This is a genomic window from Lelliottia sp. RD5 (assembly GCF_056032945.1).
On the sequence record NZ_JBVYHQ010000010.1, the window covers coordinates 61,990 to 87,299 of the forward strand.

The window sequence follows — 25,310 nt, forward strand, 5'->3', positions numbered from 1 at the left end:
GCAGTATGCTTCAGCTGTATGATTGCCCCCGATTTTTCACGCAGCGCGCCGGGCGTTTTCTGCCCGCAACGGAGACTCAGATGAGCCAGACACCGAGCGGAGATCCGAAACAGGAACTTGTGTCAGTTGAATTGATGCCCGGAGGGGATTTCCTGCCGGCACTGTCCCGAGACGCGACACCGCTGGATCCGGCCCGGGCCTATCTGCTTTCCCTGAATTCTCCCCGCAGCCGGCAGACCATGGCGTCGTTCCTGAATATCGTCGCCGGCATGCTCGGCGCCGGTTCCCTGGAGACCTGCAGCTGGGGCAGTCTGCGCCGTCATCATGTGATGGCCATCACCGAGCTGCTGCGCGACACCGGCCGGGCCACGGCCACCGTCAACACCTATCTTTCTGCGCTGAAGGGCGTGGCGAAGGAAGCCTGGATGCTGAAGCTGATGGACGTGGAAAGTTTCCAGCACATCCGCGCGGTGCGTAACCTGCGGGGCAGCCGGCTTCCGCGCGGTCGCGCGCTGCCGCCGGATGAAATCATGAAGTTGTTTGCGGCGTGTGAGTCTGACTCCGGTTATCTCGGTGTCCGGGATGCCGCGCTGCTGGCTGTCATCCTGGGCTGCGGTCTCCGCCGCTCTGAGGCTGTAGGCCTCAGCCTGAGTGACGTTGTCACTCATGAACGGGCACTGAGAGTTCTGGGTAAGGGAAACAAGGAGCGTCTGGCTTACATACCGGCCGGAACCTGGCAGCGGCTACAGACGTGGATCGACCAGGTGCGTGGAGAAGCTGCAGGCCCGCTGTTCACCCGTATCCGCCGTTTCGATTTCCTGACGAATGACCGGCTCACCGATCAGGCGGTCTATCATATCCTGCACGTACGCCAGCTGCAGGCGGGCATTGCGAAGTGTGCACCGCATGATTTGCGGCGTACTTTTGCGACGGCGATGCTGGATAATGGGGAAGATCTCATTACGGTGAAAGATGCGATGGGACATGCCAGTATCACCACCACTCAGCAGTACGACCGCCGTGGCGAGGACCGTCTGCGTAAGGCGCGTGACCGCCTGGACCTGGTATGATTTTGACAAGATATCAAGATGTTATGTTAACAAGATTGCAGGCTACGTAATTTAAAGGAATGGTGACGTAGCTGAACTTCCGGTGAAATATATCTGCAGGTTGTCCTGCTTCCTCTTCTGAACCGGGATGGTTTGGAACCGCAGGGGAACCGGCGCTCTTTTTGCCTTCCTTTATGCTCCCTCCTGAAATGCAGAATGATGGCTTTACTGTATGATCCTGGTTTGCTCAACCTGAGCAAGTATTCGGCTTACACAACCAGTTCTGTCGTGTGTTGCTGAAGACGCAGTAATGTGTTCCTGATACGAATTACTAACATCGAGGTGTGTTAATCGACAGGGAGCAGGTCAGCTCCTGATGAAATGACGCTGCATAACGTTGGGAAAAAATCAAAATGATAAGACGATGAATTACTTTGTTAATTTAGTTTTGAAAGTTTATAAAGCTTCAAACTAACGTTGTTTAATAGAGATTAAAACCACGGAATACAGTAATCGCAATTAATTGCGCTACTTAACTAAACGAAATCTGTTTATTTTGTTTTTTGACTAATTTCAGATTTGGATGATACTATTCTTAGGTTATTTCAGATGCGCAACCTCATGCAAACCATGGCGGACCTGCCAATCCTGCTTATAGAGGTGTATATAAAAACATTAACAAGGTTTTTTAATTTATTGATAATTATAACAATACTGTCTCTCCCTTTGTCTGCATACGCAGAGAAATCTTCACGAGTCGTGTTTGAAGGCTACATAGTGACAGATACGTGTCAGATTGTAGTGATTAATGAAAAGCTAAATATTAGCTGTTTTATTAAAAATAAAAAAATGTCTTCATCAATAGATCATCTTCCCTCAAATGAACGTATCACTTCATTGAGGTTAAGAGAAAAAAGTGATTCAATTCAGTCTATTACTTATACATTCCTGAATAAAGCACGAAACATCAGACTTGCCGAGATTAATTACCTTTAAGCCTTTCTTAAGTTGCTGTGGTTATTAATAAAACTACTTCTCCCGAAATTCATATTTTTATCTATTAATACACGTTTTAAATCTGCAGAGCTAAAAAGATAGTACTCGATATATGAAAAATATATCGACATATAGTCTTCGACTAACTCTATTAAGCTCTGGTTTACTACGATGTTATTTTTACTTATTTTTTGAATGTATCCATCCCTCTCTAATTTATTAATTAATCTCATCAATTGCGTTCTTGAAACACAAATCTCGAATGCAAGTTGATTAATTGTGTTATTAATCTGCATATTATTAACGGCTGATTTCATATACAAATATAGTAAAAGAGATCGGCCGCCGTCCTTATCAATGTAAAAATCAATTTTAGAGTTTATTTGTTTATATGTTACCCCTTTCAATAAAGGAACAGATACGCCATGGAAAAAATCCTGAAGGAAAGAATATGAAACAATGGCGTCCATGTTGAATTTATATTCAGGGTATAGATTTTTCAACGGTGCGATAACCGTAAATATATAGTTCTTAAGGTCTTTTAATCCCTTTTGCGTGATGACCAACTTTATGTTTCTCCTGTCATCTGAATCTCTTTCTGTATCTATACGCCCTGACGCCTTAAGCAGTGAGATGACCGCTATAATACTGTTCTGACTGGATATGGAATTTATCTCACAGTAATTTTTTATATCTTTAATGGTGGACAGCTTTATTGCCGATATGAGAGTAGCCATGCTTGCCGGTCATCTTAAAACAGGGGCGCCGTGTAGGGGAGAGCGTATCGAAAAATACAACCAGCTGATGAGAATTGAGGATGAGTTGGGTTCATCGGCGCAATTTGCATGAAGGTCTGCCTTTATGTCAATAACCCTGCTTACACGTCGGGGTTATTCAGAGGGTATGATGAAAGCTCACGTTTTTATTATTTCTATGCTGACCGGCATTGTCGTCACATATGCGGTGTTACTCCTTGGTTGCGCATTCACCGGTAAAACGCAACCCCCCTATTGGCGTTGTCATTGTGTCACTTATTGTGGGGGCTTCTGCTCATCAACTCTCGAGGAGATTAATGTCACATAAACAGGGCCTCGTCTTATCTTGTATGCAGTCAAAGTATATACATTAACAATGTCAGTGAGATGAGGAAACGTTCTGATATTGTTACGATAAAAAATTATTTTATGAGGGGGCGCTTTGTTCCGTCATTATCGGCGTTTCTGTTGGATGCACTCTCCGCTTGTTGCTGTCCGCACGTTTTAACAGTCTTTTTCCAAATCTACCTCCAGGTACACTGGTAGTGAAGTCTGCTTTCCATAGTGTTCGATTTTTCAGCGCTTCAGGTCAATCAAAAACACGGCAATAGCGGTAAACTGTTAACAATATAAAATCACTAAAACAAGAATTGGCGGATATATATGCGATTGTTAGCTGGCGAAAAATGTCATACTGAAGCGCAAGACCTTAACCTCATAAAATCAAGTAGTTAGATTTAAGTTATAATTTTTAACAACTAAGAGTAGTTGATGAATTTCTCTTTTGTTAATATTCCGTTCAAAGGAAAAGAGATGAGCCGCAATGAAAATAATAAAACTTCAAACAGTAGACAGTACAAACAGCGAAGCAAAACGCTGGCGCGAAAAGACAGGTGAGACTTATTTTGCCATTTCAGCGCAAAAGCAGACAGCAGGTAGAGGGCGATTCGACAGATCATGGCAGACCCCAGAGGGGAACCTTGCTGTCACTATAGTAGTGCCTATTCCCCATAATACCTCTACGTTACCTTCAATCTCACTGGTTACTGGTCTTGCTATCTGTGATGTTCTAGCATTTTTCATTAAAAATGCTGACATAAAGATTAAATGGCCTAATGATATTTTAGTGAATAAGGCTAAAATAAGTGGCACCTTGATAGAAGTTGACAGTAATTCAATCTATGTTGGGATCGGTATTAACCGAAGTGTAAGTCCTGAAGATATTCCTTATGCTACAGCTACCGTACAGCAGTTTTCTGGTCAGGAATCCTCTGAGATGGTGGACGTTCTGGTAACACGCTGGAATGATTATTTTGAAGCCTGGCAGCAATTTGGCTTCGAGAACCTGGTGAGCTCATACATTGCTAGAATGAACCGACTCAACGAACTTGTTGAAATATCCTTTGATCCAGAAAAAACAAATAAAATATCAGGTATATGTAGAGGGGTTGATAACTTCGGGAATCTATTACTTGAAGATGAGAAAGGAATTATTGAAAAATATAATTATGGTGAAATCCAGAATCTTGGTTAAGAATAAATTAATGTAGTGTGCTTTAAGTCAGGCTAAATGATATACGCCTCTATTATAGATATAGAGGTCTATTCAGAAAATTAATGATATTTTGAAAAAATGCGTTACTTTTTCTGAATCCATCAATCGGCATATGCCATTTATGTATATATTTTGATATATATCCTGCCATCGCGTCACAAATAAACGTTGCTTAATCAATCTATATAACGATAACATTCACCATTATCGATTGTGGGTTAATTTATTTTTGAATGAGACAATTCTTAAATGTTCAATGACCTGTTTTATTTGGTCAAAAAAAAACACATTTAATCAAAGCGCGCACCCTAAAAATACAATCAATATCCTTTTTTTTAATACAGCATTTTTTAATATCCAATTTCACTAAAGTTATTGTTTTTGATGCCGATTAGACCCTCAGTGTTTAAGACAGACTGTCACTAACACCATTGTGCAAAAATTAAGCCGTTATCAATTCCATCTCTGAAGATGGATAAAATGCTAATCATGAAGGATATTATGTTTAAAAAATTCAATATCAGCACCCGGCTTACCATGGCTTTTGGGGCAATCATATTAACTATGGCAGTGGTTTGTGCCTCTCTTTATATAAGTTTTGACCGAGTGACAGCAGTAAGCAAGCTTAATGTTCATAGTTATAAGGTGGTTGATGGTTTACGTGCTATTACCGAAAACTTGATAAATATGGAAACAGGTGTCCGGGGATATGCACTCACTGGAAAACCAGAGATGCTTCAACCTTTCACCGAAGGTGATAAATACTTCAATTCTACTTTGAACGAAGTTACGAAACTCACAAATGATAATGAGCGTCAACAAGAAAATTTGTTTAACATATTAAAACTTGAAAATGAATGGAAAGATAATATTGCGATCCCTCTCATCAAATATCGCGAAGATGTTATAAAAGGTCATCTCAGCATAAATGATTTTATTACATATTTTGAGCAGCATACCGGTAAGAGTGATATGGATATAATCCGCAGTGCTGTCAGTCAAACACTGAATGCCGAATATGCTCTTATGGGAGAGCGTCAGGATCTGCTTGCATATGAACGATTTAAAACAAGGCTATTAATAATTATAGGGATGATTGTGGCAATCGTTACTGCATTGTTGGCTGGAGTTGCGCTCTCGCGAAGTATTCTTATACCAATAAAACATGCTGTACATGCCGCCGACACAATCGCTTCTGGTGACCTTACTTCTGTTATCACTGTTACCAGTAGTGATGAAACGGGCAAGCTTCTTTCTGCGTTACACAACATGCAAGTTAACCTCAAAAAGCTCGTTAAAAACATCCACGAAACTGCAGTGTCGGTAGACCAGGCGGCAAGTGAAATTGAGCAGGGAAATGAAGAGTTATCAACCAGAACTGAAGAACAGGCTGCGGCATTACAGCAAACTGCAGCCAGTATGGAGCAACTGACCACAACAGTCCGTAATAATACGGACGTTGCTGGACATACCGCAGCTTCCGCAAGAGTAACGGAAGAACTTGCTCGTGAAGGCGAATCAGCAGTTGTTGAGATGAGTGAAACTATGCACGGTATTTCTGCCAACGCTATAAAAATCAGAGAAATAACCAGTGTTATTGAAGCAATTGCATTCCAGACTAATATACTGGCCCTCAATGCTGCAGTTGAAGCAGCAAGAGCCGGTGAGCATGGTCGTGGTTTTGCGGTCGTTGCGACAGAAGTAAGAAACCTCGCTCAAAGGAGCGCCAGTGCTTCCAAAGAGATTGGAACACTTATTGAAGCTGCCGTAAAAAATGTAGATGAAGGCGTAAATGTAGCGTCAAAAACAGCAGAAACAATTTTACATGCAGCAAGTAACGTTGCTGAACTTGCCCAGACAATGGATGGCCTTGCTATGGCGTCCGTAGAGCAAATGCAGGGAATAATGCAGATAGGAACAGCTGTTACCCAAATGGATAGTGTGACTCAAGGAAATGCAGCTTTGGTTGAGCAATCTTCCGCAGCATCCCAGTCTCTCACTGAGCAATCTCGTGCTTTAAGGCTCATGACAGGACACTTCATTATTTAAATTCTTATAATGCCGGCAGACAGGCGCTTCCTGTCTGCCGGCATTAGGATCCTGTAATGTCTTACATTTTACGAACTGCCAGACGGTAGTAAATCGAAATACAAAGTTTCTGCTGGGCTGAGGCGCAGGTGGAGAGTTAAGCCATAAAAACATGTGATCCAGGGTCTGTGGGCCCGAACTATATGGCAATTAAAAACAATTACTTATCATATGCAATGCACTTTCGCCCAAGCTATCTCTAACTATAAGTTTATGATTTATTTTAGTAATCCTTACCACATGACATCTTTTCGTAGAGAGTCAGGCTCCTATTTAAGTCGGGACATTGCGTTTTTTAAGGCCGAGTCCGCGGCGGCATTTCCTGCCAGACTGCTTTCAAGCGCAGTACTAGACGCCTGCAGAGTACGTCGGGCCTGAAGCGGTTTACGGATGCGGTCTATGGCGCTCATGGTGTCATGGTAGCCCTGTTCAATCCATGAATCGATATGCATCGCCGTAAAGCCCAGCAAATCTTTTGCGCCCCCCAGTGCGCCATCGTTACGACGAAGAGAGCACTGTGGTCGGATTTCCAGCACCGTGGTATCAGGAAATGCCTGTCGATCCCACAGAGAGCCATCGCTTAAATGCGTGACTATCACCATGTTGCAACCGGCTTCTACCAGGGGCGTGACTGGCGTGTTACCCTGCAAACTCACCCACCCGCCCATTCCACCGTCGCTGTAATGGGTACCATTGATTTCACGGGGCTTGAACAGCAACGGAAGTGCGGCCGAGGCTAGTAGCGCCTCTTTTTGCAGTTCCGAGGGTAAGTTTTGCACATGATAAAATTCAGAATCACGCGTTGAGCCTAAGCCCAGTTCGGCGGCAATACAGTTGGCTATATCCTGCAATCCGCCCTCAGTGGGATACAACGATACGAAAAGCGGTAAACCGGTGGCAAGGGCGTTCATGTCCAGATAACGGTCCATCAGGGCAATCAAAGGTTGATCCGAGAGCAATGGCTGATTTTCAAATCCTTTTGTCCCGGTGATCAGCGCCGCACGATTGAGGATCCTGCTGAGCATACTTCCCGTCCTGCTTAGCATCGGGGAGAGCCCCATTCCGATGCCAAACTGTAATAGCAGCGAAATATAGGCTGATTTATTGACCGATAAAACGGTGCCATTACCTAGATGGGTCCAGATTTCTGCCATCCGTTCCGCCGCCTGCGACAGTCCTGAAGACGAGGCGATAATCGCTCCATTGAGCGCGCCAATACTAGCACCGGAGACCATATGGACCTCGGTTCCAGATTCTGCAAGCGCTTTGACGACGCCCACTTCATAGGCTCCAATCGCCCCACCGCCGGAAAGCGCCAGACCCACTTTCATCGTTCGGCTCATGCGGCCTCCAGGCTGAATATTTCATCGACCATGCTGGTAGCAATGCGTTCCGCTGAACAAAAACACGGCATACGCAACGGTAAATTGTCGTATTTCTGGGTCGTAGACCAGATAACCGGATGAGCATCTTCAGTACACCAGTCAGCCATCCAGTTGAGCGTATCAGGCCAGTCATTTTGCTGAATCTGGCCTGCATTCCATGAAAGCCAGCTGTGAGTGTCGTGGCGCGCACTCGCCAGGCTGCCGTGATCGGCAGCGAGTTGGGCTAAGGCTTTGTTTTTGAGTATGTCGATCATCTGGATGGACTGATGCGTATCGCCATGGCGTATCACATCGCCGAAAGCTCCCCAGCGCAACTCCTCAAGGGCGACATAGCAGCGTCCGGCTAAAGGCAGCGCAGAGTATCGACCGGCGCTCCAGCTGGAAAATATCTGGTCAAGATGCAACTGGCCTCGTTGTAGCATGTCGACGCGATGAAGTTGATGCTCGAGGTGGCACAGCTTTTGGCTCACCTGCAGAGACAGCGCGTTCAGTTGCTCCCTCGTGTCGGCAGAATATTGGGCGAGCGTCGCGATATCGCTGACAAGAGATGTCACTCTGTCATTCACCTGCGTCAGAGCGTAGTTGGTGGTGGCCAACGAGGAAGTGACTTCGGTGAGCCACGTCAGTGAGGCCTCAACTCCGTCTGCAAGCGCACCATTAATCGCGTGCTGTCGCGCGGAAGACTGCCCGCTGAGCCCCTCTTTCATTCTCGTGAAGAAACTGCGGTTTTTCTGCATCCGCAGATGATCTTGCGTGATGTCGATACCGTTGGCGAAATCGACAATAAACTTTTCCGGCAAGCACGCAAGGATCTGGCATGCCTCATTGTCGGGAAGTGCTTCCTGAATTGGGTTCATCACAGCATCGGCTCCAGTTCTTCTTTGAGCGCTTTACCGTCACGAATCATCTCCGGCGTGAGTTTTTTCAGCTCGCGCAGGCGCAGAGTCAACTGTTCCTGCTCATGCTGGCTATTTTTATGATCTTCGGTGCTTTGGATAAGCGTATTACGCAGTTGCTCCACTTTGCCCTTAAAGGCCACGAAGAATGACTGAATCTCAGCCAGAATAGGCTGGTTGATGCACGCGTCGATGGTCTCGTTTAACTCAGCAAAATGTTCTTTGGTCTGTTTTTTCACGGCAGTTTTAATCTTGCGAATATCCACCACGCTACGGGTGACGTCGACGCTGTAATCTTCCCAGCCCCAGTCATCAGTATCGAACCACTTACATACCGTCCCCCATGCTCCACTCGAACGGCGACGCTTGGTTTCACTGAAGGTTTTTTCCTCCAGCAGGCTGGTCATGCGGGTTCTGATAGACAAATTGGTCTGCAGTTGGCTCACTTTAGGGAAGTGAATATTGACCGTAAAACCATCGTCTTCGAGTCGAGTGTTGATTTGATGGGCAATCTTTTCAACGGCCTGAAGTGCATTGCCATGGAAGCTTTTTTCAATACCGGCAACGATATTGGTCAGCGTCGGTTTAATTTTTTCTTCGGTCTCTGCCAGCAAGCTGGTGACAGAGTCTTCGATTTGCTGGATGAATTTTTCGGCGTCAGAACGCGCGCTAAACTTCATTTCCGGGTTGTTAGGATCGAAATCACGCTCTCGTGGCTGGACAGTACCGGTCAGCGTCTTAATGATCGTTCCAAAGATCGTGAGGCTCGTTGATTCCTTGGGCTGATCGAGCTCGAGCGCTTCTTTCTCCTGACGTTTCCCATTTTTGAAGTATTCATTCAGGTCATCGCTCAGCGTTTGCTCGGCCAGTTCAAGCAACGCGTCCGTTTCACGCGTGATATCTTTCATGGCCCGTTTCACCTCGGCGTCAACATCTTTCTGACAGGTAGCGATATTATCAATATCGCTAAGCAAACCGTTGATCTGATTTTGTAAGGTCTGAATGCTGGTCAACAGCCCCTGATAACGCACCGAGAGATATTCATTGGCGTTTTCCGCGTTCTGAACCAGTTTGGCTGAGGCAGAATCGACGGCCAACGCTGCCGCTTTAGCATGCGCAGCTTGAATCACTTCAGTAATGAGCTCATCAAACAGTGAACGACGCCAGATTTTATCGGCGTTTCTCCTGACATCATCCGGACTTGCGAGATCCTCTTCTTCCCAGGATAAACCGAAGGCCAGTTGCGCAAAATCTTCCACCCACTCTTCCTGAACAGAAAGTGTTCCGGCCTGGCTGATCACGCTGCGGGCGCGGTTGGCCAGATATGCGTGGCGAGAGGAGCCCGGATAAACGCGGTCGCTATTCAGGACACCATGTTCAAGCATGGCGGGCACGCTTTGTCTTACCGTCTCAGCGTTATCACTGTTACGATCTTGCTGGTCGAATTTATTGACCAGGACAAACAAACGGCCTGCCGCCACATCCGCAATATCATTCAGTTCTGCGCGAACCTGCTGATCGGCTTCGGAGTTTAATTGGGTGTAATCCAGCACCGCCAGAACCGCAGAGGCTTTTTGCAACTGATCGCGCATCATCGCCTGGAGCTGGGGTTGCCCCGCTTCATTTGGCCCTGGTGTGTCCAGCAGGGTCAATGTTCCATTGCTATCATCCATTCCCGTCAGATGGCTAAATTCGACTTCAATCACCGGAAGTTCATGCACCTCTTCATAGGCTTCAAACGGAAATTCGACATTCAGCGCTGTGGCCAGACGTACCAAGTCATTGAGCGATGCGAGGCAGGTGAAAATTTCAGCTTCGCCGGCGTAGTTATTTTTTAACCAGCTATCATCCGTGGCAATCCGCAGTAACTTACTTTTTTCCTGATCCTTATCGAGTTCAATTACGCGCTTTTTGCCTTCGTCAGTTGTTATCTTATTTTTGAGCGCGGTCAGCAACTGATGAATAGGGTCGATATTGTTTAGCAGAAGGTCTGGAATATGTTTGCCCGGCACGTGGCGAATGAGTGTCGGAATTGAGGTCATTGGGCGATTACGATTTGGCAGGATCTCTTTACCCACAATCGCGTTGATGGTGGTTGATTTGCCAGCTTTCATGGTTCCAACGACGGCCAGTACCATTTCTTTACGGGTAATTTTGGTTCGTTCACCCTGTAATTCTTCAATTCTTTTTATGGCTTTGCTTTTATTAAAGAGTTGTTCGTTGTTTTTTTGTTTGCTTTCGAGAAGGACATTCGGCTCATCAACCATTTTTTGCAGCAAATTAATATTAAGCTGCAATAAGCGCTCTGCTTCATTACACAGTAACGTGATATTGTTCTCGTGCATTATTATTCCTTATGAATGCATTTGCTGAGACCACTTGGATTGGCCACTATATAGACTCTATCGCATTGATACTTATAACCGGTAACATACTGTTTTGAGGATATGTTCACCGCTGGATTATCCGTCTTGTACCATTGCTGAATGAAGTGTTCATTAACCTAATCGTACAGTGAGTCGGTGGTGAAAAATGGCATAAATGTGCATAAAAATCAAATCCCTATTGTAATTCTTGTAAGGAGAAGTTGATACCATATGTCAGATAATTGATTACAGCTCACTACAAGACCATTCTCCATCATAGAGAACAGGGTAGCTGTAAGCCCACCCGTTTTAGTCCCACGCACTTTTTGAGATTTCCGGGGTTTAAGCAATCAGTGCACATGTTCATTCGTTAAGAATGTCCGCTCCTGCACAGGGCTGCCAGCAACAATGCTTTAAGACCGTTAAGAGCGGACATTCAAAACTTTATTACTTAGCGCTACCTAAGTCACGGTCACTTTCCAGACCTTTAAGCATCATTGTGGTTTCTTCGATACGAATAAATCGACCTGAATCATCTGTTTCAGCGAACATATAAACCTCCATATCTACATTTTGACCATCGCGCTTAATGCACAATACACGATGCCTGGTAGCATAGAGATTGCCTTCACGAAGTTCGTCGTGCACCTCAATTTTGCCGGAAACTATTATTTCCCGAAGTTTACGTGCATGGCGGGCAAAGCTATCTAAGCTCTCCCACTCGTTATCAGTGCGCTGCCTATAACCGGGACTAAAATGGCGATTAAGTATCTCCTCAAGTGCCATCTCCTGTTGATTGATAATCTCATCCAGTACGTTAGCAATAGAAATCATTTTCATGGTCAGTCCTCATTAAAAGTTATGAGTACTCTACAATCGACTAAATGGCTTCGGTACGGTATAAAAGACAAAAAATACCTCAAATACGCCAATATGACCGACCCATTGATTCCATGCGCCCGGGCTCTTTCTTCAGATGGACCTATTTTGATTGTCGCGGCTCGCCAGTCTGATGCAATCAGGGAAACGCCAAGGCACCATCACTCTCGCGGACAGTTACTCGGCGCTGAACATGGGCTACTTACGATCGATGCCGAAACTTGTCGCTGGGTCGTACCAGCAACGCATGCCGTGTGGATACCGCCAAATGTTCCGCATGGTCTTCGCTCACACGGCCCATATTCAGGATGGAGTGTTTATATATCTGTTGCGGCCTGTGGCGAACTACCTGATAAGCCTGCTGTCCTCTCAGTCACAAATCTACTGCGTGAGGCGATAACGCGGGCAGCCTCATGGAAGAATGCAGAGCTGAATGCGCCTCAAAAACGTTTATCTGGCGTTATCCTCGATGAAATAGAAACTCTTCCTAAGGTTAATCTTGGGCTGCCAATGCCGCAGGATATTCGGCTCCTCAGAGTTGCGCAGGCGCTATCAGATAACCCAGACGACGGTCGTAGACTGGAGGAATGGGCATACTGGGCGGGAGTGTCATCACGCACACTTACACGTCGATTCAGTGCTGAGACCGGTTTTAGCTTTAATGAATGGAGACAGCGCATACGGTTACTCAAGGCTCTTGAACTCCTAGCTACAGGTAAGCAAGTGACGACAGTTGCACTGGAGCTTGGGTATGACAATGTAAGTGCCTTTATTGCGTTGTTTCGCAGGGAGTTTGGCACTACCCCCGCGCGGTTTAAAATTTAAACAAGTAAGCCAAAAGTTAATGTCCGCTGCTGGCACGGAGCGGGAAAGTGCGTGGCGCTGATGGTCCGCTGTGAGCGAACAGCGGTCGTTTGCATATAATAAAAATGGCAATGTTGCTTACATCCTTAGAGCTAACAATGACATGTTGACCATTTTGCAGGATGTCCGATGAATTCACGCAATGCGTCGAGAAATACCGTGACTCTGGCAGGCGGGTGACGTAACGCGCGTAGCGCATATATTCCTGTAGATACATGTGGTTGCGATGACATTTCAGGGAAGAGTTGTACCAGCGTGCCACTGTTAATGTCATCTCCTGCCACCCAGTCCGGCAGGAACGCGATCCCCATCCCTTCAACCGCCGCCTGACGCATTGCTTCGAAATCATCACAACCAAACATGGACAGGCCAGTGTTTTCTCTGGCCGGGTGGCCAATCACGCTCGACCAGCAAAGCAGATCCGCACCGTGAAGTTTATCGATTAATCGATGTAAGGTGATGTCATCCAGCGAGGCGGGAACCCCTGCCTTTTCCAGATAGGCCGGGCTTGTACACAGCACGCGTACTTGCGTTGCTATTTTGCTGGCAATCAAGGTGCTGTCGGCCATATCACCAATACGGATGACAACATCAAGGCGTTCAGCTACGGGGTCTGCCAGACGTTCAGTCAGATCCAAATCGAAGCTCAACTCCGGATACTGGCGGGAGAGTTTTGCCATCACCGGCAGCACATAGCGTTTACCAAATGTGGGATAACACGCCACTCTCAGCACACCGGTTACTTCGCCTTTCATCGACGCCAGTTCCTGCTGCGTATCCTCCAGTGAATCGAGGATCTGTCTCGCGCGAATCAGCAATATTTCCCCGGCATCAGTCAGGGTTAAATGTCGTGTAGATCGCAAAAAAAGCGGGGTGTCGAGGTACGCTTCCAGCGCATCAATCTGCCGTCCTATCGAGGAGGGCGTTCGTCCGCGACGGCGACCTGCACCCGAAAAACTGCTCTCACGGGCGACATCGACAAAGACTCCAAGGAACTCGGCAAATTTCTCTGATTGCATCTGTGCATTTCTTGCATAGCTGTTGTGGGTAGAAGCCATCTTATCAGGGACGTGCGCTGAACTTAAGATCCCCTCAGCCGAATGACATTACACAAATACGCACACACTGAGGATAACGACCATGCAAAATAATCAATACGTTCCCCTTTATCTTTTCATCGACGGTGACTGGATTGAAGCAGGCAATCGCGACACCCTTGCTGTGATTAACCCGGCAACCGAAGTAACCATTGGCCGTTTGCCGCTGGCGAACTCCACCGACCTTGAACGTGCTCTGTCTGTCACCCGCTCTGCCTTTGACGTCTGGCGCCATACCGTGCCTGCAGAACGCGCCCGCATTATGAAGAATGCCGCTGCCCTGATGCGCGAACGTGCTGAACATATCGCCTCGCTAATGACGCAGGAAGAAGGGAAAACTCTGCCTGAAAGCCGCGATGAAGTGCTGCGTGCAGCCGACTATTTTGAATGGTTTGCGGAGGAAGCACGCCGTATTGATGGACGAGTTGTACCGTCAAATCGCCCCGGTGTGCTGCAACTGGTCAAAAGAGAACCCATTGGTCCGGTTGCCGCCTTTACTCCGTGGAATTTCCCTGCCATTACCCCGGCACGCAAATTATCAGCGGCACTGGCCGCAGGTTGTAGCGTGATCCTGAAACCCGGTGAAGAGAGCCCGGCGACGGCGCTGGCGCTGGCGCGTTGCCTGGATGATGCAGGTCTGCCTAAAGGCGTACTGCAAATTGTGTTTGGCGTACCGGATCAGGTTTCCGCCACGCTTATCGCCTCACCGGTTATTCGCAAAGTGGCATTCACCGGTTCTGTACCGGTAGGTCGACTGTTGTCTGAGCGTGCTGCCGTCGGTGTTAAACCGATTACCCTGGAACTCGGCGGTCATGGTCCGGTACTGGTTTTTGCCGATGCCGACATTGAAGCGGCGGCCGTTGGCGGGGCGGCTAACCGTTTCCGGGGCACCGGCCAAATCTGTATCTCTTCAACCCGTTTTCTTATTCAGCGTGGTGTTTACACACAGTTTGTCGAACGCTTCGTAAGTGCGACGGAGCAACTGATTATCGGCGATGGCAGGGCGGACAACACCCAAGTAGGGCCGCTGGCGAATATCCGACAACTGGAAAAAATGGAAGCGCTGATTGCCGATGCTGTCGCACTGGGCGCGAAAGTGCTCACAGGCGGTAAACGACTTAATCGTAAAGGCTTTTTCTTTGAACCTACGGTGCTTGCCGATGTGCCGATGGAGGCACGGATCATGCACGAAGAACCCTTTGGCCCGATTGCCGTGATGCGTCAGTTCGACGCGCTTGAGGATGGGCTGGCAGAAGCAAACCGGCTGCCGTATGCCCTGTCGGCTTACGCTTTTACGCGTGACGCCCGTACCGCGCTGGATGTTGGTGATGGCCTTGAAGCAGGAATGATCGGCATTAATCAGTACCGCATGGTGGCGACGGAGTTGCCTTTCGGCGGCATGAAAGAAAGCGGACATGGTTCGGAGGGCGGTCGGGAAGGTATCGGCCATTACCTGGTGAATAAATTCATCAGCCAAATCTAAAACACACTGGCACTAATTACAGATTGTAAGAGGAACTGACTATGAAACCTGTTGATTTTACTCGCCCGCGTGAAGCTGCACGAGCATTCACCCCTAAACTTTCCGACTTCGTTGAGCAACCGCTGTATTCCGATGTCTGGACAGATCCGGACCTGGCTCCACGCGATCGGAGTCTGATTACCATTGCCTGTCTTATTGCACTGAATCACTCCAATGAGCTACCGGCCCATTTGCGTCGCGGTATTGAAAACGGTCTCACCAAAACAGAAATTTCTGCCCTGATTACGCACATGGCGTTTTATGCAGGCTTTCCGGCAGCGATTACCGCTTCTGGCTACGCCAATGCCACATTCAACGAACAGGCCTGAACGACGGGTTATACATCTTCTTATCTCAGGAAACAGAATCATGAAAGCAATCACCTTTGATCAATTTGGTCCGGCCAATGTACTAAGCATAAGTGAAGTCGCAGACCCGCAGCTGCGCCCCAATGATCTGTTGGTCCGCACACGGGCTGCGGGGGTCAATCGGGCCGATCTCACCCATCGACGCGGCGGGTATGGCCGCCCTGATTTTGGCGACTCGACGATTATGGGACTGGAAATCGCCGGTGAAGTTATTGCCGTCGGAGAGAATGTAAAAAGCTACAACGTGGGTGACCGTGTTATGGGTATCGTCGGGGGCGGGGCTTACGCTGAAATGGCCCGCATTGATTACCGGATGGCTATGCCAGTGCCGGAAGGTATGGACTATATCCATGCGGCGGCCATTACAGAGGTCTTTGTAACCGCGCATGAAGCACTTATCCATCTGGGGAAACTAAAGCCCACGGAAACGGTACTGATCCACGCCGGGGCCGGCGGTGTGGGAGGTGCCGCCGTGCAACTGGCGCATGCAACAGGCGCGACGGTAATCACCACCGCGAATGCTGAAGCACACGATCTCGTTCGCCGCCTGGGTGCTGATCACGCCATTGATTACGTGACAGAAGACTACTCGGAAGTTGTCGCCAGCATCACGAATAACAAGGGGGTTGATCTTATTCTCGATTTTATTGGCGCGCCTTATTTTGAACGAAACGTGAATGCACTCAACTTTGGTGGACGTCTGGTGCAGATTGGCATCATGGGGGGAATTGAAAACGCGAAGATACCACTGGATCGGGTGTTGTATCGCCATCTGCAGATTATCGGTACGGTAATGAAATCGCGTTCGCAAGAAGTGAAACATGAGATGTCCCGACGCTTTAGAGAGTGCTGGTTAACCCGCTTCGGTAAAGATGGGCTGAGCCCGGTGATTGACAGCGTATTTACGCTTGCTGAAGCCAGCAAAGCTCACCAGCGTATGGAAGACGGCCTCAATGTCGGAAAAATTGTGTTGACGATGTAGAGGTCGCAAACAATAAGGTGGCTTTTCCTTCCTTATCGTCACTAACTCCCTTCGCTATACGGCATTGAACAGCCCGCGCAATATGCACTGAGCTGTTCAATGCCAGAGAATGTATGAAATACCGCCAAAAAAATCACTAATGGGGTAAAAGTAATATCAGAGTATTGATGTTACATTGTTTGTCAAAGCTATGTTCAGATGTCCGCTCATGGCACGAAGCAGACGATCTGCTGGAGCCGAAGGTCTGCAATGAGCGGACAGCGGAAGTTCGCAGTTTGATAAAGGTATGACTAAATCGTTGCTTGTTAAATAACAGGGAGCAGGTAAGCGGATATATTAAATTGCTATCTGACCATTTTTCAAAACATTATATCGAATATAACCTTTTCTTGACTTTTTTTGTTGCTTATTATTACGACTGGATCGTGTGGTGAAATAAAAACTATATTTATCATTGTTATAGGTTTTATGGAATCATTATCCGACCTCAGATTACTCGGCTGACCTAATCTATAGATCAGGTTCCCTTTATACTTTATGTTAGCGAGATACTAAGATGATTCTTAGGGACGACCTTTTGACGGTAGAGGGAGCGTGCATTGATTTTTACAATCACAGCCTTTCGCCCCCCAGCCTAATCTGCGAATGATGCTTCCTGAACTTGCGCACCTGTTCTGATACTCGCCACCAGGGCAATCAAATTGCTGATGCTTTCTGCTTGTTCAATGCGTCTCCTGTCGTCAGCATTACTTTGCATATTTGAATGATTTCCTCTTAAGGAGAACTAGTTTCATGGATATAAAAGCGCAGGTGAGTATCGCGCACAAGCTGGGGTTCACATCACACCAGAATGCAGTTCCGTTGTTACGTGAGCTCATCTTGCATAATGAATCTGAAGAGACATTTCAGGATCTGACGCTTCATCTGAGGACCGTGCCAGCCGTTCTCGAAGAAAAAAAATGGAATATCGACCGGCTGCTTCCCGGTACTTCACTTGATATCAGGGATCGTGATATCAAACTTAATGCTGAATGGCTCGCTGAACTGACCGAAAGCGTACTCTGCGAAGTCACCCTAAGTTTGCGGCAGGGTGAGGAAGAACTCTTCGTTACTCATTACCCGCTTGAGGCTCTGGCGAAAAACGAATGGGGTGGCAGCGCAATGATTGAATTGCTCCCTTCATTTATTATTCCTAATGATCCAGCGGTAGATCGTGTACTCAAGGCAACCTCTGATGTCCTTCGCCGCGCAGGCAAGGATGACGCTCTTGATGGTTATGAAAGCAAGTCGAGAACTCGTGTCTGGGAAATTGCCTCAGCTCTCTGGACTGCTGTCTGCAACCTCAATATCAGTTATGCCCTTCCCCCTGCGAGCTTTGAACGCAATGGCCAGAAAATTCGCACACCAGGAGCCATTCTGGAAGGAAAAGTCGCGACCTGTCTGGATACAACCCTATTATTTGCTTCAGCACTGGAACAGATTGGTCTGAACTCACTGCTTATCCTCAGTGAAGGTCATGCGTTTGCTGGCGTCTGGTTACAACCTCAGGAATTTTCGCAGCTAGTGACAGAAGACGTCTCTGCGGTGCGCAAACGTGTCGACCTGAAAGAAATGGTCGTATTTGAGACAACTCTCGCGACCAGAGCTCACCCGCCTTCATTTACTCAGGCATCTGATGAAGCGTTAAAGCACCTTAACGAGGATGTTTTTCACGCCGCCATTGATTCCCGTCGCGCGCGGATGCAGAAAATTCGGCCACTGGCTCTGGGCGTCACTCGCCTTGAAGACCAGCAGGATGCCGGCGAGATTATTTTGCATGGGTTTGAGGAAGCCCCCTCTCTTCCTGATGTTGACATTGATATCGAGACAACTGGCGAAAAAGAAGCTGGGGGCCGGCTAGTACAGTGGCAACGAAAACTTCTGGACTTAACCACCCGCAACCGCCTGTTACACCTACCTGAAAGCGCTAAAGGCATTCGTTTGATCTGTGCGAATCCGGGCCATCTTGAAGATAAACTAGCTGAAGGTAAACGCATTCGCATTGTCCCGCTCCCTGATCTCGAGAGTGGCGGCCGCGATGCCGAACTTTATCAGCAGCTTACAAACGAGAACCTGCGGGAAGAATACGCCCAGGCTGCGCTGGAACGCGGTGAAGTCGTCTCCTCAATGGAAAAATACCGCCTCGAGTCATCCCTGATCGACCTCTATCGAAAATCGAAAAGTGATCTGGAGGAAGGTGGTGCCAACACTCTTTTCCTCGCTGTTGGTTTCCTTAAATGGAAAAAAACCGCGGATGACCCCAAAAGTTACTCTGCTCCACTGATATTGCTGCCGATTCAGCTTGATCGTAGAAGTGCTCTTTCGGGCGTGACCATGCGTTTGCTGGAAGAAGAGCCCCGCTTCAACCTTACACTGCTTGAGCTGCTACATAATGACTTTGCTTTGACAATCAACGGTCTCGATGGCGAGTTGCCCACGGATGAAAGTGGTGTGGATGTGGATGGGATCTGGAATATGGTACGGCGTGCTGTGCGTGACATACCCGGTTTCGAAGTCAGCCGTGATGTTGTGATTGGCACATTTTCTTTTGCCAAATATCTGATGTGGAAAGATCTCATCGACCGTGCACCTCAACTGATGCAAAGTGCGCTGGTAAAGTATCTCATCGAACGCGGCCAAGAGAATGCCGTTCTGGATAAGAGCGGAGAAGTCATCAACGTTGAGGAACTCGATGACAACGTCAATACGCAGGATCTTTTCCTGCCGTTACCTGCAGATTCCTCGCAAATCGCCGCTGTTGTAGCCTCTGCAAAAGGGAGAGATTTTGTTCTGGATGGCCCACCCGGTACCGGTAAGTCGCAAACCATAGCTAATATGATTGCGCATAACCTTGCGCTGGGAAGGCGCGTACTTTTTGTCGCTGAGAAGAAAGCGGCACTGGATGTGGTCTATCGCAGACTTGAGTCCCAGGGACTCGGTGAATTTTGTCTGGAACTGCACTCGAGCAAAACGTCCAAGATGGATTTTCTGAAACAGCTTGAGCGAGCATGGGATGCGCGTGATCTACTGACCACCGCGGAATGGGAGGAAGAAGCGGCCAGGGTGCAGCACCTGCGTGACAAACTCAATGAGGTTGTCCGTTTGCTCCATCTGCGCTGGCCAAATGGCTTAACGCTCCATCAGGCAATGGGCAAGGTTATCAGAGATGCAAGTAGCGCCACGCCGCACTTTAGCTGGCCTGCATCGACTTTGCATTCCTCTGCAGAGATGACGCAGTTCAGAGAGATAGTAAAACGTCTGGAGCTGAACCGTGATGCCTGGAAACATCATGGTGATCATTTTGGCCTCATCACGCAGGCTGACTGGACCAATGGATGGCAGTCCTCTCTCATTGCTGCAGCAAGCTCATTGCCTGCAACCATCGATCGCCTTGAAAACGCCACCGAGGCGTTACTGAAGGCGACGGGAGTTACTCTGGACTCTACCGAGCCGGAGAGACTGTCGCAGTTAACTTCATTTTGTGAATTATTGTCGGAAGCTTACGGCATTGATCTGAGTTTCATGTTCGCACCGGATGCCACAAGCCGTATAGAGTCAGCGAATAAAGCCGTTCACCTCCTGAAAGAGATTGAAGCGACAAAGTCCAATCTGTCAGTTACCTATCCAGGTAACAGCTGGCAGCACGTTAATGTCCCGCAGATCAGAAACGCACTTGACGTCGCCGACAAAAAATTCTGGTTCTTTGCGACCAGTGCCCGCAAGAAAGTCATTGGTGAAGTTATCCGACAACACTCGCTAACGTCAGATCCCGACTTATCCGTTGATCTCTCCATTTCTGAAACTCTGCAGACATTGGTGAAACGTCTGAACGAGCTTAACTCTATTACTTTATCCCTGCCGGGATGGGTTGGACTGGATACCAACGTTGCACAGCTGCAGACCACCCTACAACTCGCCGAATCTATCCGCAATTCGCTTGGTGGTTTTGCTTCTTCCCCACAGCAATTGGCCGAGATCCGCACTGCTGTAAAAAACCTGATTATTGATGCCAATGACCTTCTTGGTTCGCAGGGCGTTATCTCCGCCCTGACCCGGAAACTGCGCACAGCGATTGCTGATTTCAATGATGCACAGGTTAGCTTCTGCAAGCTGATAAAACCAGCGGAGGACAAACCATCGCTCCCGGCACTGCGTGAATGCGCACTCAATATCCTACAACATCAGTCCGCTCTTAAAGCCTGGAGTGATTGGAGCCGTGTGCGTGAGGAAGCGAGTTCACATGGCCTGCAGCCAGTGATCAACGCGCTGGTCCATCTTGACTCAGGAGACATAAGCGCTGCAGAGATTTTTGAAACTGCCTATTGTCGCTGGTTTGCATCGTGGATGATCGATTCAGAGCCGCTGCTGCACAATTTTGTGCCGGCTGAGCATATGAGTGATATTGAGGCTTACCGTACGCAAACCGATCGTCTGGCCAAACTGACAGTACGCTACATCCGTGCCCGTTTATGTGGCGTCATTCCTGCAAAAAATGAGGTCAGTAAGCAGAGTGGTTTTGCCCTCCTTAAACATGAACTACAGAAATCCCGTCGTCATAAACCGGTACGCCAGATGGCAGCCGAAATGGGCGATGCCATGGCCAAACTTGCCCCCTGTATGCTGATGAGTCCGCTTTCAGTCGCCCAGTTCCTGCCCTCAGACCAGGCCTTGTTTGACCTGGTTATTTTCGATGAGGCATCGCAGATTGCTCCGTGGGATGCTATCGGCACCATGGCGCGTGGCAAACAGGTGGTCATCGCCGGTGATCCCCGCCAGATGCCGCCTACTAGCTTCTTTAATCGGGCAGCTAATGAAACAGACGATGATACTGAAGAAGATATGGAAAGTATTCTGGATGAATGTCTTGCTGCTGGCCTGTATAACCACAGCCTGAGCTGGCATTACCGGAGCCGTCATGAAAGCCTGATTACCTTCTCCAACCATCGCTACTATGACAGTAACCTGATTACGTTTCCCGCTTCGGAAACAAAACAAAGTGCTGTCCAGTGGTGCAAGGTTGCAGGCGTCTACTCTAAAGGGAAAGGACGTCATAATCAGGCTGAGGCAGAAGCGATCGTTGCTGAAACGGTGAAGCGACTCACTGATAAAGAGTTCGTTGCATCAGGCAGATCGATAGGGATTATCACGCTGAATACCGAACAGCAAAAGCTAGTCAGCGATCTGCTGGACCGAGCCAGACAGCAGCACCCTGAAATTGAGCCCTTCTTCCAGTCTGAAATGGAAGAACCTGTTGTGGTTAAAAACCTCGAAACGGTTCAGGGGGATGAACGCGACTTGATCATACTCTGTATTGGATACGGCCCGACTGAACCGGGCGCAAATACAATGTCGATGAATTTTGGACCACTTAATCGCGAGGGCGGCTGGCGCAGGCTGAATGTTGCCGTCACACGTGCGCGACAGGAAATGATGGTCTTCAGCTCGTTCGATCCTTCTTTCATCGACCTTAATCGGACCAGCGCCCGCGCAGTTGCTGACCTCAAACACTTTATTGAGTTTGCCCAGCGCGGCCCTGTAGCTCTTGCTCAGGCAGTACGTGGGTCTGTAGGCGGTTATGACTCACCGTTTGAAGAGGCAGTGGCAAATGGCCTAAGAAGAAAGGGCTGGCATGTTGTCCCGCAAATTGGCGTATCCCGTTTCCGTATTGATTTGGGGATCGTTCATCCGGATAAGCCAGGTGACTATCTTGTCGGTGTCGAATGTGACGGCGCCACATACCATAGCGCTGCAACAGCACGCGATCGCGATAAAGTCCGTAGCGCCATCCTTCAGGGTCTGGGCTGGAAATTACTGCGTCTCTGGTCAACGGAGTGGTGGGTCGATAAAGAAGGAGCACTCGACAGGCTGGATACAGCAATAAGTATCCTACTGGAGAAATCCAGAGCAGATGAAGCCGCACTGATTGCTGAAGCAGAAAAACAAAAGCAGATTACGCCAGTAATCGCTCCCCTAACCAATGATGTCCGTGACGACATACTGGTTTCTGAAACTACACCTGTCGCTAATGATGAGGAAATATCCGCGTTAGTAACCCCTATCATTTCGCTTCCCGCCGAAGTAAGCGAAGATGATGGTGGCACTGAGCTGAAGTATGCATCTGCAGCTTCTCACAATAACAACATGCCAGCGCATGCCGGTAAATATGTCGTTAACGAACTTCAGGAATGGCACGACAGGACAGATGCAGAACAATTCTATATAGCTGAATATGATGAGACACTTAAAGCCCTCATTGAAGCGGTGGTGACAAGTGAATCACCCGTTCTGGATACAACGCTTGTACAACGCATCGCACGTGTACACGGCTTCACTCGCGCCGGTAGACTGATACGTGAACGCGTAATGGAAATTGTGGATCAACACTATCACCTTGCAGCCGATCACTCAGGTGAAGACTTTGTCTGGTTGTCCGCAGCGCAACGTGCCGACTGGAATGCCTTTCGTTTACCTGCCACGGATAACGACATTCGCCAGGTTGACGCGATCCCAAGTGAGGAATTACGCGCACTGGCGCTTAGTATTGAAGGTGAAAATAAGATACAGGAAATGACCCGCTCGCTTGGCATTAAACGCCTGACCAGTCAGGCCAAAAAAAGGATTGAATCAGTGCTTGATGTTGTTTGACGGTTAACCGTGCGGAAAACCACTTTTAGAGACTAACAGTCTGAAGTACATAGCCTTAAACTGTTTTGAGGTGGATGTATTAGCGTCGATTTCTGACACCTCTTATCGTGGTTTTCTGCATCACCAACACCGACCAGTTCGGCGTAATCGAGGAGGACGCCTGGGAAATGGAAAATATCCTACGCAAGCCCATTTCTTATATAGCATCTCGCCCACGAACTTACGCCGCAGTCGGTAAATGGTGAATGACCGCTACCTCGGACTCCATCTCTATGCACGGGTAGTGCTCACGCATCCCTTCCAGCAGTTCAGCATCCGGCCATTCCGCATTTTTTCCAAGACTGGCCGCAACGTCAAAAAGCGGCATTTTTTCAACGTGCGTGACACACACCATGACAGTGTCAAAGGCATCCTGCGCGTTTACGTAAAGCATAGGGCCCGGCACAATTTCACGTTCCTGATATCGAATGGTATGACGCTTCCTGCCTGCGCGAACGTCCGGTAGCAGACGAGGCACGATTTCAAGATTCTGCAATGACACATTACCTCCAGTGACCTGCTCCCCGTTGATTAATACACCGCGATGTTAGTAATGTCTTCATAAGCCACATGAGGACATCCCCATGAAGAAGCGATTTTCCGACGAACAGATCATCAGTATTCTCCGCGAGGCAGAAGCCGGGGTTTCGGCCCGGGAACTCTGCCGCAAGCATGCCATTTCAGACGCCACCTTCTACACCTGGCGTAAGAAGTTCGGTGGCATGGAAGTCCCCGAAGTGAAGCGGCTCAAGTCACTTGAGGAAGAGAACGCTCGTCTCAAGAAGCTACTCGCTGAAGCCATGCTGGATAAGGAGGCGCTTCAGGTGGCCCTGGGCCGAAAGTTTTGACGACAGACCAGAAGCGGGAAGCCGTGGAAGTCATGTGTGAGACAACGGGTTTGTCGCAACGCCGTGCCTGCAGGCTGACTGGTCTGTCACTTTCAACCTGCCGTTATTCGGCTCAGCGTCCGGCTGCTGACGCACAACTGTCTCTACGCATCACAGAGCTGGCACTTGAACGCCGCCGGTTTGGTTACCGGCGCATCTGGCAGTTATTGCGCCGGGAGGGCCTTCACGTCAACCACAAGCGCGTTTACCGCATCTATCACCTTAACGGTCTGGGTGTAAAACGCAGGCGCCGCCGTAAGGGTCTGGCGACTGAACGGTTTCCGCTTCTTCGCCCGGATGCGCCGAACCTGACATGGTCGATGGATTTTGTCATGGATGCACTTGCCAGCGGCCGCCGGATTAAGTGCCTGACCTGTGTGGATGATTTCACGAAGGAGTGTCTGACGATCACCGCCGCTTTCGGGATTTCAGGTATTCAGGTCGCGCGTATTCTGGACAGCATTGCGCTGTTTCGTGGATATCCTGAGACGATAAGAACCGATCAGGGCCCGGAATTTACCTGCCGCGCGCTGGATCAATGGGCCTTTGAACATAGTGTTGAGTTGCGCTTAATCCAGCCGGGCAAGCCAACTCAGAACGGATTTATTGATAGTTTCAACGGTCGCTTTCGGGATGAATGCCTGAATGAGCACTGGTTCAGCGATGTTCTTCATGCCCGGAAAATCATTAATGACTGGCGGCAGGATTATAACGAGTGTCGACCTCATTCATCGCTGAATTACCAGACGCCATCTGAATTTGCAGCAGGCTGGCGAAACGGGAAGCATGAAGAAAAATCAACCGACATTACTAACTGAAGGTTGTATCTAATACTGGGGGCAGGTCAAAATATTTAGGTCTGTTGGGTAATAATTACGACATATAATAAAAACTTCTC

Annotated in this window: 17 protein-coding genes and 2 pseudogenes; 11 read left to right on the forward strand and 8 right to left on the reverse strand. The window is 48.3% G+C overall.

Translation table 11 applies throughout. The annotated features are described in order from the left end of the window. Window positions 1-134 precede the first annotated feature (134 nt). The gene (locus AC0LWE_RS20875; protein WP_219347777.1) at window positions 135-1,070 is read left to right on the forward strand and encodes a tyrosine-type recombinase/integrase; all 936 of its coding nucleotides are present in this window, start codon (window positions 135-137) and stop codon (window positions 1,068-1,070) included. Window positions 1,071-2,041: 971 nt separating this feature from the next. On the opposite strand, the gene AC0LWE_RS20880 is transcribed toward AC0LWE_RS20875, so the two are convergent. Next, window positions 2,042-2,782 (reverse strand): hypothetical protein, encoded by a 741-nt coding sequence (locus tag AC0LWE_RS20880; RefSeq protein WP_446028778.1) that lies wholly within the window; start codon window positions 2,780-2,782, stop codon window positions 2,042-2,044. Here AC0LWE_RS20880 and AC0LWE_RS20885 point away from each other — a divergent pair. The 4 genes and pseudogenes from AC0LWE_RS20885 to AC0LWE_RS20900 form a co-directional block, all read left to right on the forward strand. After that, window positions 2,748-2,894: pseudogene (locus tag AC0LWE_RS20885) on the forward strand (phosphopyruvate hydratase); the annotation flags it as partial. The gene AC0LWE_RS20880 and the pseudogene AC0LWE_RS20885 sit on opposite strands and share 35 nt — an antisense overlap. A 358-nt stretch (window positions 2,895-3,252) precedes the next feature. Continuing rightward, window positions 3,253-3,348 (forward strand): annotated as a pseudogene (locus AC0LWE_RS20890) (fluoride efflux transporter CrcB); the annotation flags it as partial. A 275-nt stretch (window positions 3,349-3,623) separates the two neighbouring features. After that, window positions 3,624-4,334, forward strand: coding sequence for a biotin--[acetyl-CoA-carboxylase] ligase (locus AC0LWE_RS20895; protein ID WP_219347755.1), 711 nt, complete (start codon window positions 3,624-3,626; stop codon window positions 4,332-4,334). 522 nt (window positions 4,335-4,856) lie between these two features. Further along, complete coding sequence (locus AC0LWE_RS20900; protein ID WP_219347776.1) at window positions 4,857-6,404, forward strand: methyl-accepting chemotaxis protein; 1,548 nt, start codon at window positions 4,857-4,859, stop codon at window positions 6,402-6,404. 308 nt (window positions 6,405-6,712) lie between these two features. On the opposite strand, the gene AC0LWE_RS20905 is transcribed toward AC0LWE_RS20900, so the two are convergent. The 4 genes from AC0LWE_RS20905 to AC0LWE_RS20920 form a co-directional block, all read right to left on the reverse strand. After that, on the reverse strand, window positions 6,713-7,786 hold the full coding sequence (locus tag AC0LWE_RS20905) for a patatin-like phospholipase family protein (protein WP_219347754.1): 1,074 nt from the start codon (window positions 7,784-7,786) through the stop codon (window positions 6,713-6,715). Beyond that, window positions 7,783-8,688 carry a YjcZ-like family protein gene (locus tag AC0LWE_RS20910; RefSeq protein WP_219347753.1) on the reverse strand — a complete coding sequence of 302 codons (906 nt, stop codon included), beginning with the start codon at window positions 8,686-8,688 and terminating at the stop codon, window positions 7,783-7,785. The genes AC0LWE_RS20905 and AC0LWE_RS20910 overlap by 4 nt, the downstream gene beginning before the upstream one ends. Then, window positions 8,685-11,069 (reverse strand): dynamin family protein, encoded by a 2,385-nt coding sequence (locus tag AC0LWE_RS20915; protein ID WP_219347752.1) that lies wholly within the window; start codon window positions 11,067-11,069, stop codon window positions 8,685-8,687. Before AC0LWE_RS20915 ends, AC0LWE_RS20910 begins: the two co-directional genes overlap by 4 nt. 468 nt (window positions 11,070-11,537) lie before the next feature. Beyond that, entirely contained in the window at window positions 11,538-11,924 is a 387-nt protein-coding gene (locus tag AC0LWE_RS20920; RefSeq protein WP_219347782.1) for a nuclear transport factor 2 family protein, read from the reverse strand. Window positions 11,925-11,951: 27 nt separating this feature from the next. Between AC0LWE_RS20920 and AC0LWE_RS20925 the strand changes: the two genes are divergently transcribed. Continuing rightward, entirely contained in the window at window positions 11,952-12,794 is an 843-nt protein-coding gene (locus tag AC0LWE_RS20925) for an AraC family transcriptional regulator (protein WP_446028770.1), read from the forward strand. A 131-nt stretch (window positions 12,795-12,925) separates the two neighbouring features. Here the strand turns inward: AC0LWE_RS20925 and AC0LWE_RS20930 are convergent, their stop codons facing one another. Further along, complete coding sequence (locus AC0LWE_RS20930) at window positions 12,926-13,852, reverse strand: LysR family transcriptional regulator (protein ID WP_446028771.1); 927 nt, start codon at window positions 13,850-13,852, stop codon at window positions 12,926-12,928. A gap of 121 nt (window positions 13,853-13,973) precedes the next feature. Between AC0LWE_RS20930 and AC0LWE_RS20935 the strand changes: the two genes are divergently transcribed. From AC0LWE_RS20935 to AC0LWE_RS20945, 3 genes are read left to right on the forward strand one after another with little or no spacing between them, the layout of a single operon-like run. Then, the gene (locus AC0LWE_RS20935; RefSeq protein ID WP_446028772.1) at window positions 13,974-15,413 is read left to right on the forward strand and encodes an NAD-dependent succinate-semialdehyde dehydrogenase; all 1,440 of its coding nucleotides are present in this window, start codon (window positions 13,974-13,976) and stop codon (window positions 15,411-15,413) included. Window positions 15,414-15,454: 41 nt separating this feature from the next. After that, the gene (locus AC0LWE_RS20940) at window positions 15,455-15,781 is read left to right on the forward strand and encodes a carboxymuconolactone decarboxylase family protein (protein ID WP_446028773.1); all 327 of its coding nucleotides are present in this window, start codon (window positions 15,455-15,457) and stop codon (window positions 15,779-15,781) included. 40 nt (window positions 15,782-15,821) lie between these two features. Further along, window positions 15,822-16,802 carry an NAD(P)H-quinone oxidoreductase gene (locus AC0LWE_RS20945; protein WP_474266124.1) on the forward strand — a complete coding sequence of 327 codons (981 nt, stop codon included), beginning with the start codon at window positions 15,822-15,824 and terminating at the stop codon, window positions 16,800-16,802. Between the two features lie 634 nt (window positions 16,803-17,436). Here AC0LWE_RS20945 and AC0LWE_RS20950 read toward each other — a convergent pair. Then, entirely contained in the window at window positions 17,437-17,559 is a 123-nt protein-coding gene (locus AC0LWE_RS20950) for a hypothetical protein (RefSeq protein WP_446028775.1), read from the reverse strand. 35 nt (window positions 17,560-17,594) lie between these two features. Here AC0LWE_RS20950 and AC0LWE_RS20955 point away from each other — a divergent pair, with 35 nt between their 5' ends. Next, window positions 17,595-23,486 (forward strand): DUF3320 domain-containing protein, encoded by a 5,892-nt coding sequence (locus AC0LWE_RS20955; protein ID WP_446028776.1) that lies wholly within the window; start codon window positions 17,595-17,597, stop codon window positions 23,484-23,486. A 220-nt stretch (window positions 23,487-23,706) separates the two neighbouring features. On the opposite strand, the gene AC0LWE_RS20960 is transcribed toward AC0LWE_RS20955, so the two are convergent. Further along, window positions 23,707-24,027 (reverse strand): ASCH domain-containing protein, encoded by a 321-nt coding sequence (locus AC0LWE_RS20960; protein WP_446028777.1) that lies wholly within the window; start codon window positions 24,025-24,027, stop codon window positions 23,707-23,709. Between the two features lie 82 nt (window positions 24,028-24,109). Here AC0LWE_RS20960 and AC0LWE_RS20965 point away from each other — a divergent pair. Then, a protein-coding gene (locus AC0LWE_RS20965) for an IS3 family transposase (RefSeq protein ID WP_474266127.1) occupies window positions 24,110-25,230 on the forward strand; the annotation gives its coding sequence in 2 pieces (ribosomal slippage) (window positions 24,110-24,368 and window positions 24,368-25,230; 1,122 coding nt in all). The last annotated feature ends 80 nt before the right edge of the window (window positions 25,231-25,310 follow it).

What these genes read in the sequence shown, in the direction of transcription:
- AC0LWE_RS20875 (WP_219347777.1), top strand. Translation starts at nt 135, where the DNA reads ATGCCCGGAGGGGATTTCCTGCCGGCACTGTCCCGAGACGCGACACCG.
- AC0LWE_RS20880 (WP_446028778.1), bottom strand. Translation starts at nt 2,782, where the DNA reads ATGGCTACTCTCATATCGGCAATAAAGCTGTCCACCATTAAAGATATA.
- AC0LWE_RS20895 (WP_219347755.1), top strand. Translation starts at nt 3,624, where the DNA reads ATGAAAATAATAAAACTTCAAACAGTAGACAGTACAAACAGCGAAGCA.
- AC0LWE_RS20900 (WP_219347776.1), top strand. Translation starts at nt 4,857, where the DNA reads ATGTTTAAAAAATTCAATATCAGCACCCGGCTTACCATGGCTTTTGGG.
- AC0LWE_RS20905 (WP_219347754.1), bottom strand. Translation starts at nt 7,786, where the DNA reads ATGAGCCGAACGATGAAAGTGGGTCTGGCGCTTTCCGGCGGTGGGGCG.
- AC0LWE_RS20915 (WP_219347752.1), bottom strand. Translation starts at nt 11,069, where the DNA reads ATGCACGAGAACAATATCACGTTACTGTGTAATGAAGCAGAGCGCTTA.
- AC0LWE_RS20920 (WP_219347782.1), bottom strand. Translation starts at nt 11,924, where the DNA reads ATGATTTCTATTGCTAACGTACTGGATGAGATTATCAATCAACAGGAG.
- AC0LWE_RS20925 (WP_446028770.1), top strand. Translation starts at nt 11,952, where the DNA reads ATGAGTACTCTACAATCGACTAAATGGCTTCGGTACGGTATAAAAGAC.
- AC0LWE_RS20930 (WP_446028771.1), bottom strand. Translation starts at nt 13,852, where the DNA reads ATGCAATCAGAGAAATTTGCCGAGTTCCTTGGAGTCTTTGTCGATGTC.
- AC0LWE_RS20935 (WP_446028772.1), top strand. Translation starts at nt 13,974, where the DNA reads ATGCAAAATAATCAATACGTTCCCCTTTATCTTTTCATCGACGGTGAC.
- AC0LWE_RS20940 (WP_446028773.1), top strand. Translation starts at nt 15,455, where the DNA reads ATGAAACCTGTTGATTTTACTCGCCCGCGTGAAGCTGCACGAGCATTC.
- AC0LWE_RS20945 (WP_474266124.1), top strand. Translation starts at nt 15,822, where the DNA reads ATGAAAGCAATCACCTTTGATCAATTTGGTCCGGCCAATGTACTAAGC.
- AC0LWE_RS20950 (WP_446028775.1), bottom strand. Translation starts at nt 17,559, where the DNA reads ATGCAAAGTAATGCTGACGACAGGAGACGCATTGAACAAGCAGAAAGC.
- AC0LWE_RS20955 (WP_446028776.1), top strand. Translation starts at nt 17,595, where the DNA reads ATGGATATAAAAGCGCAGGTGAGTATCGCGCACAAGCTGGGGTTCACA.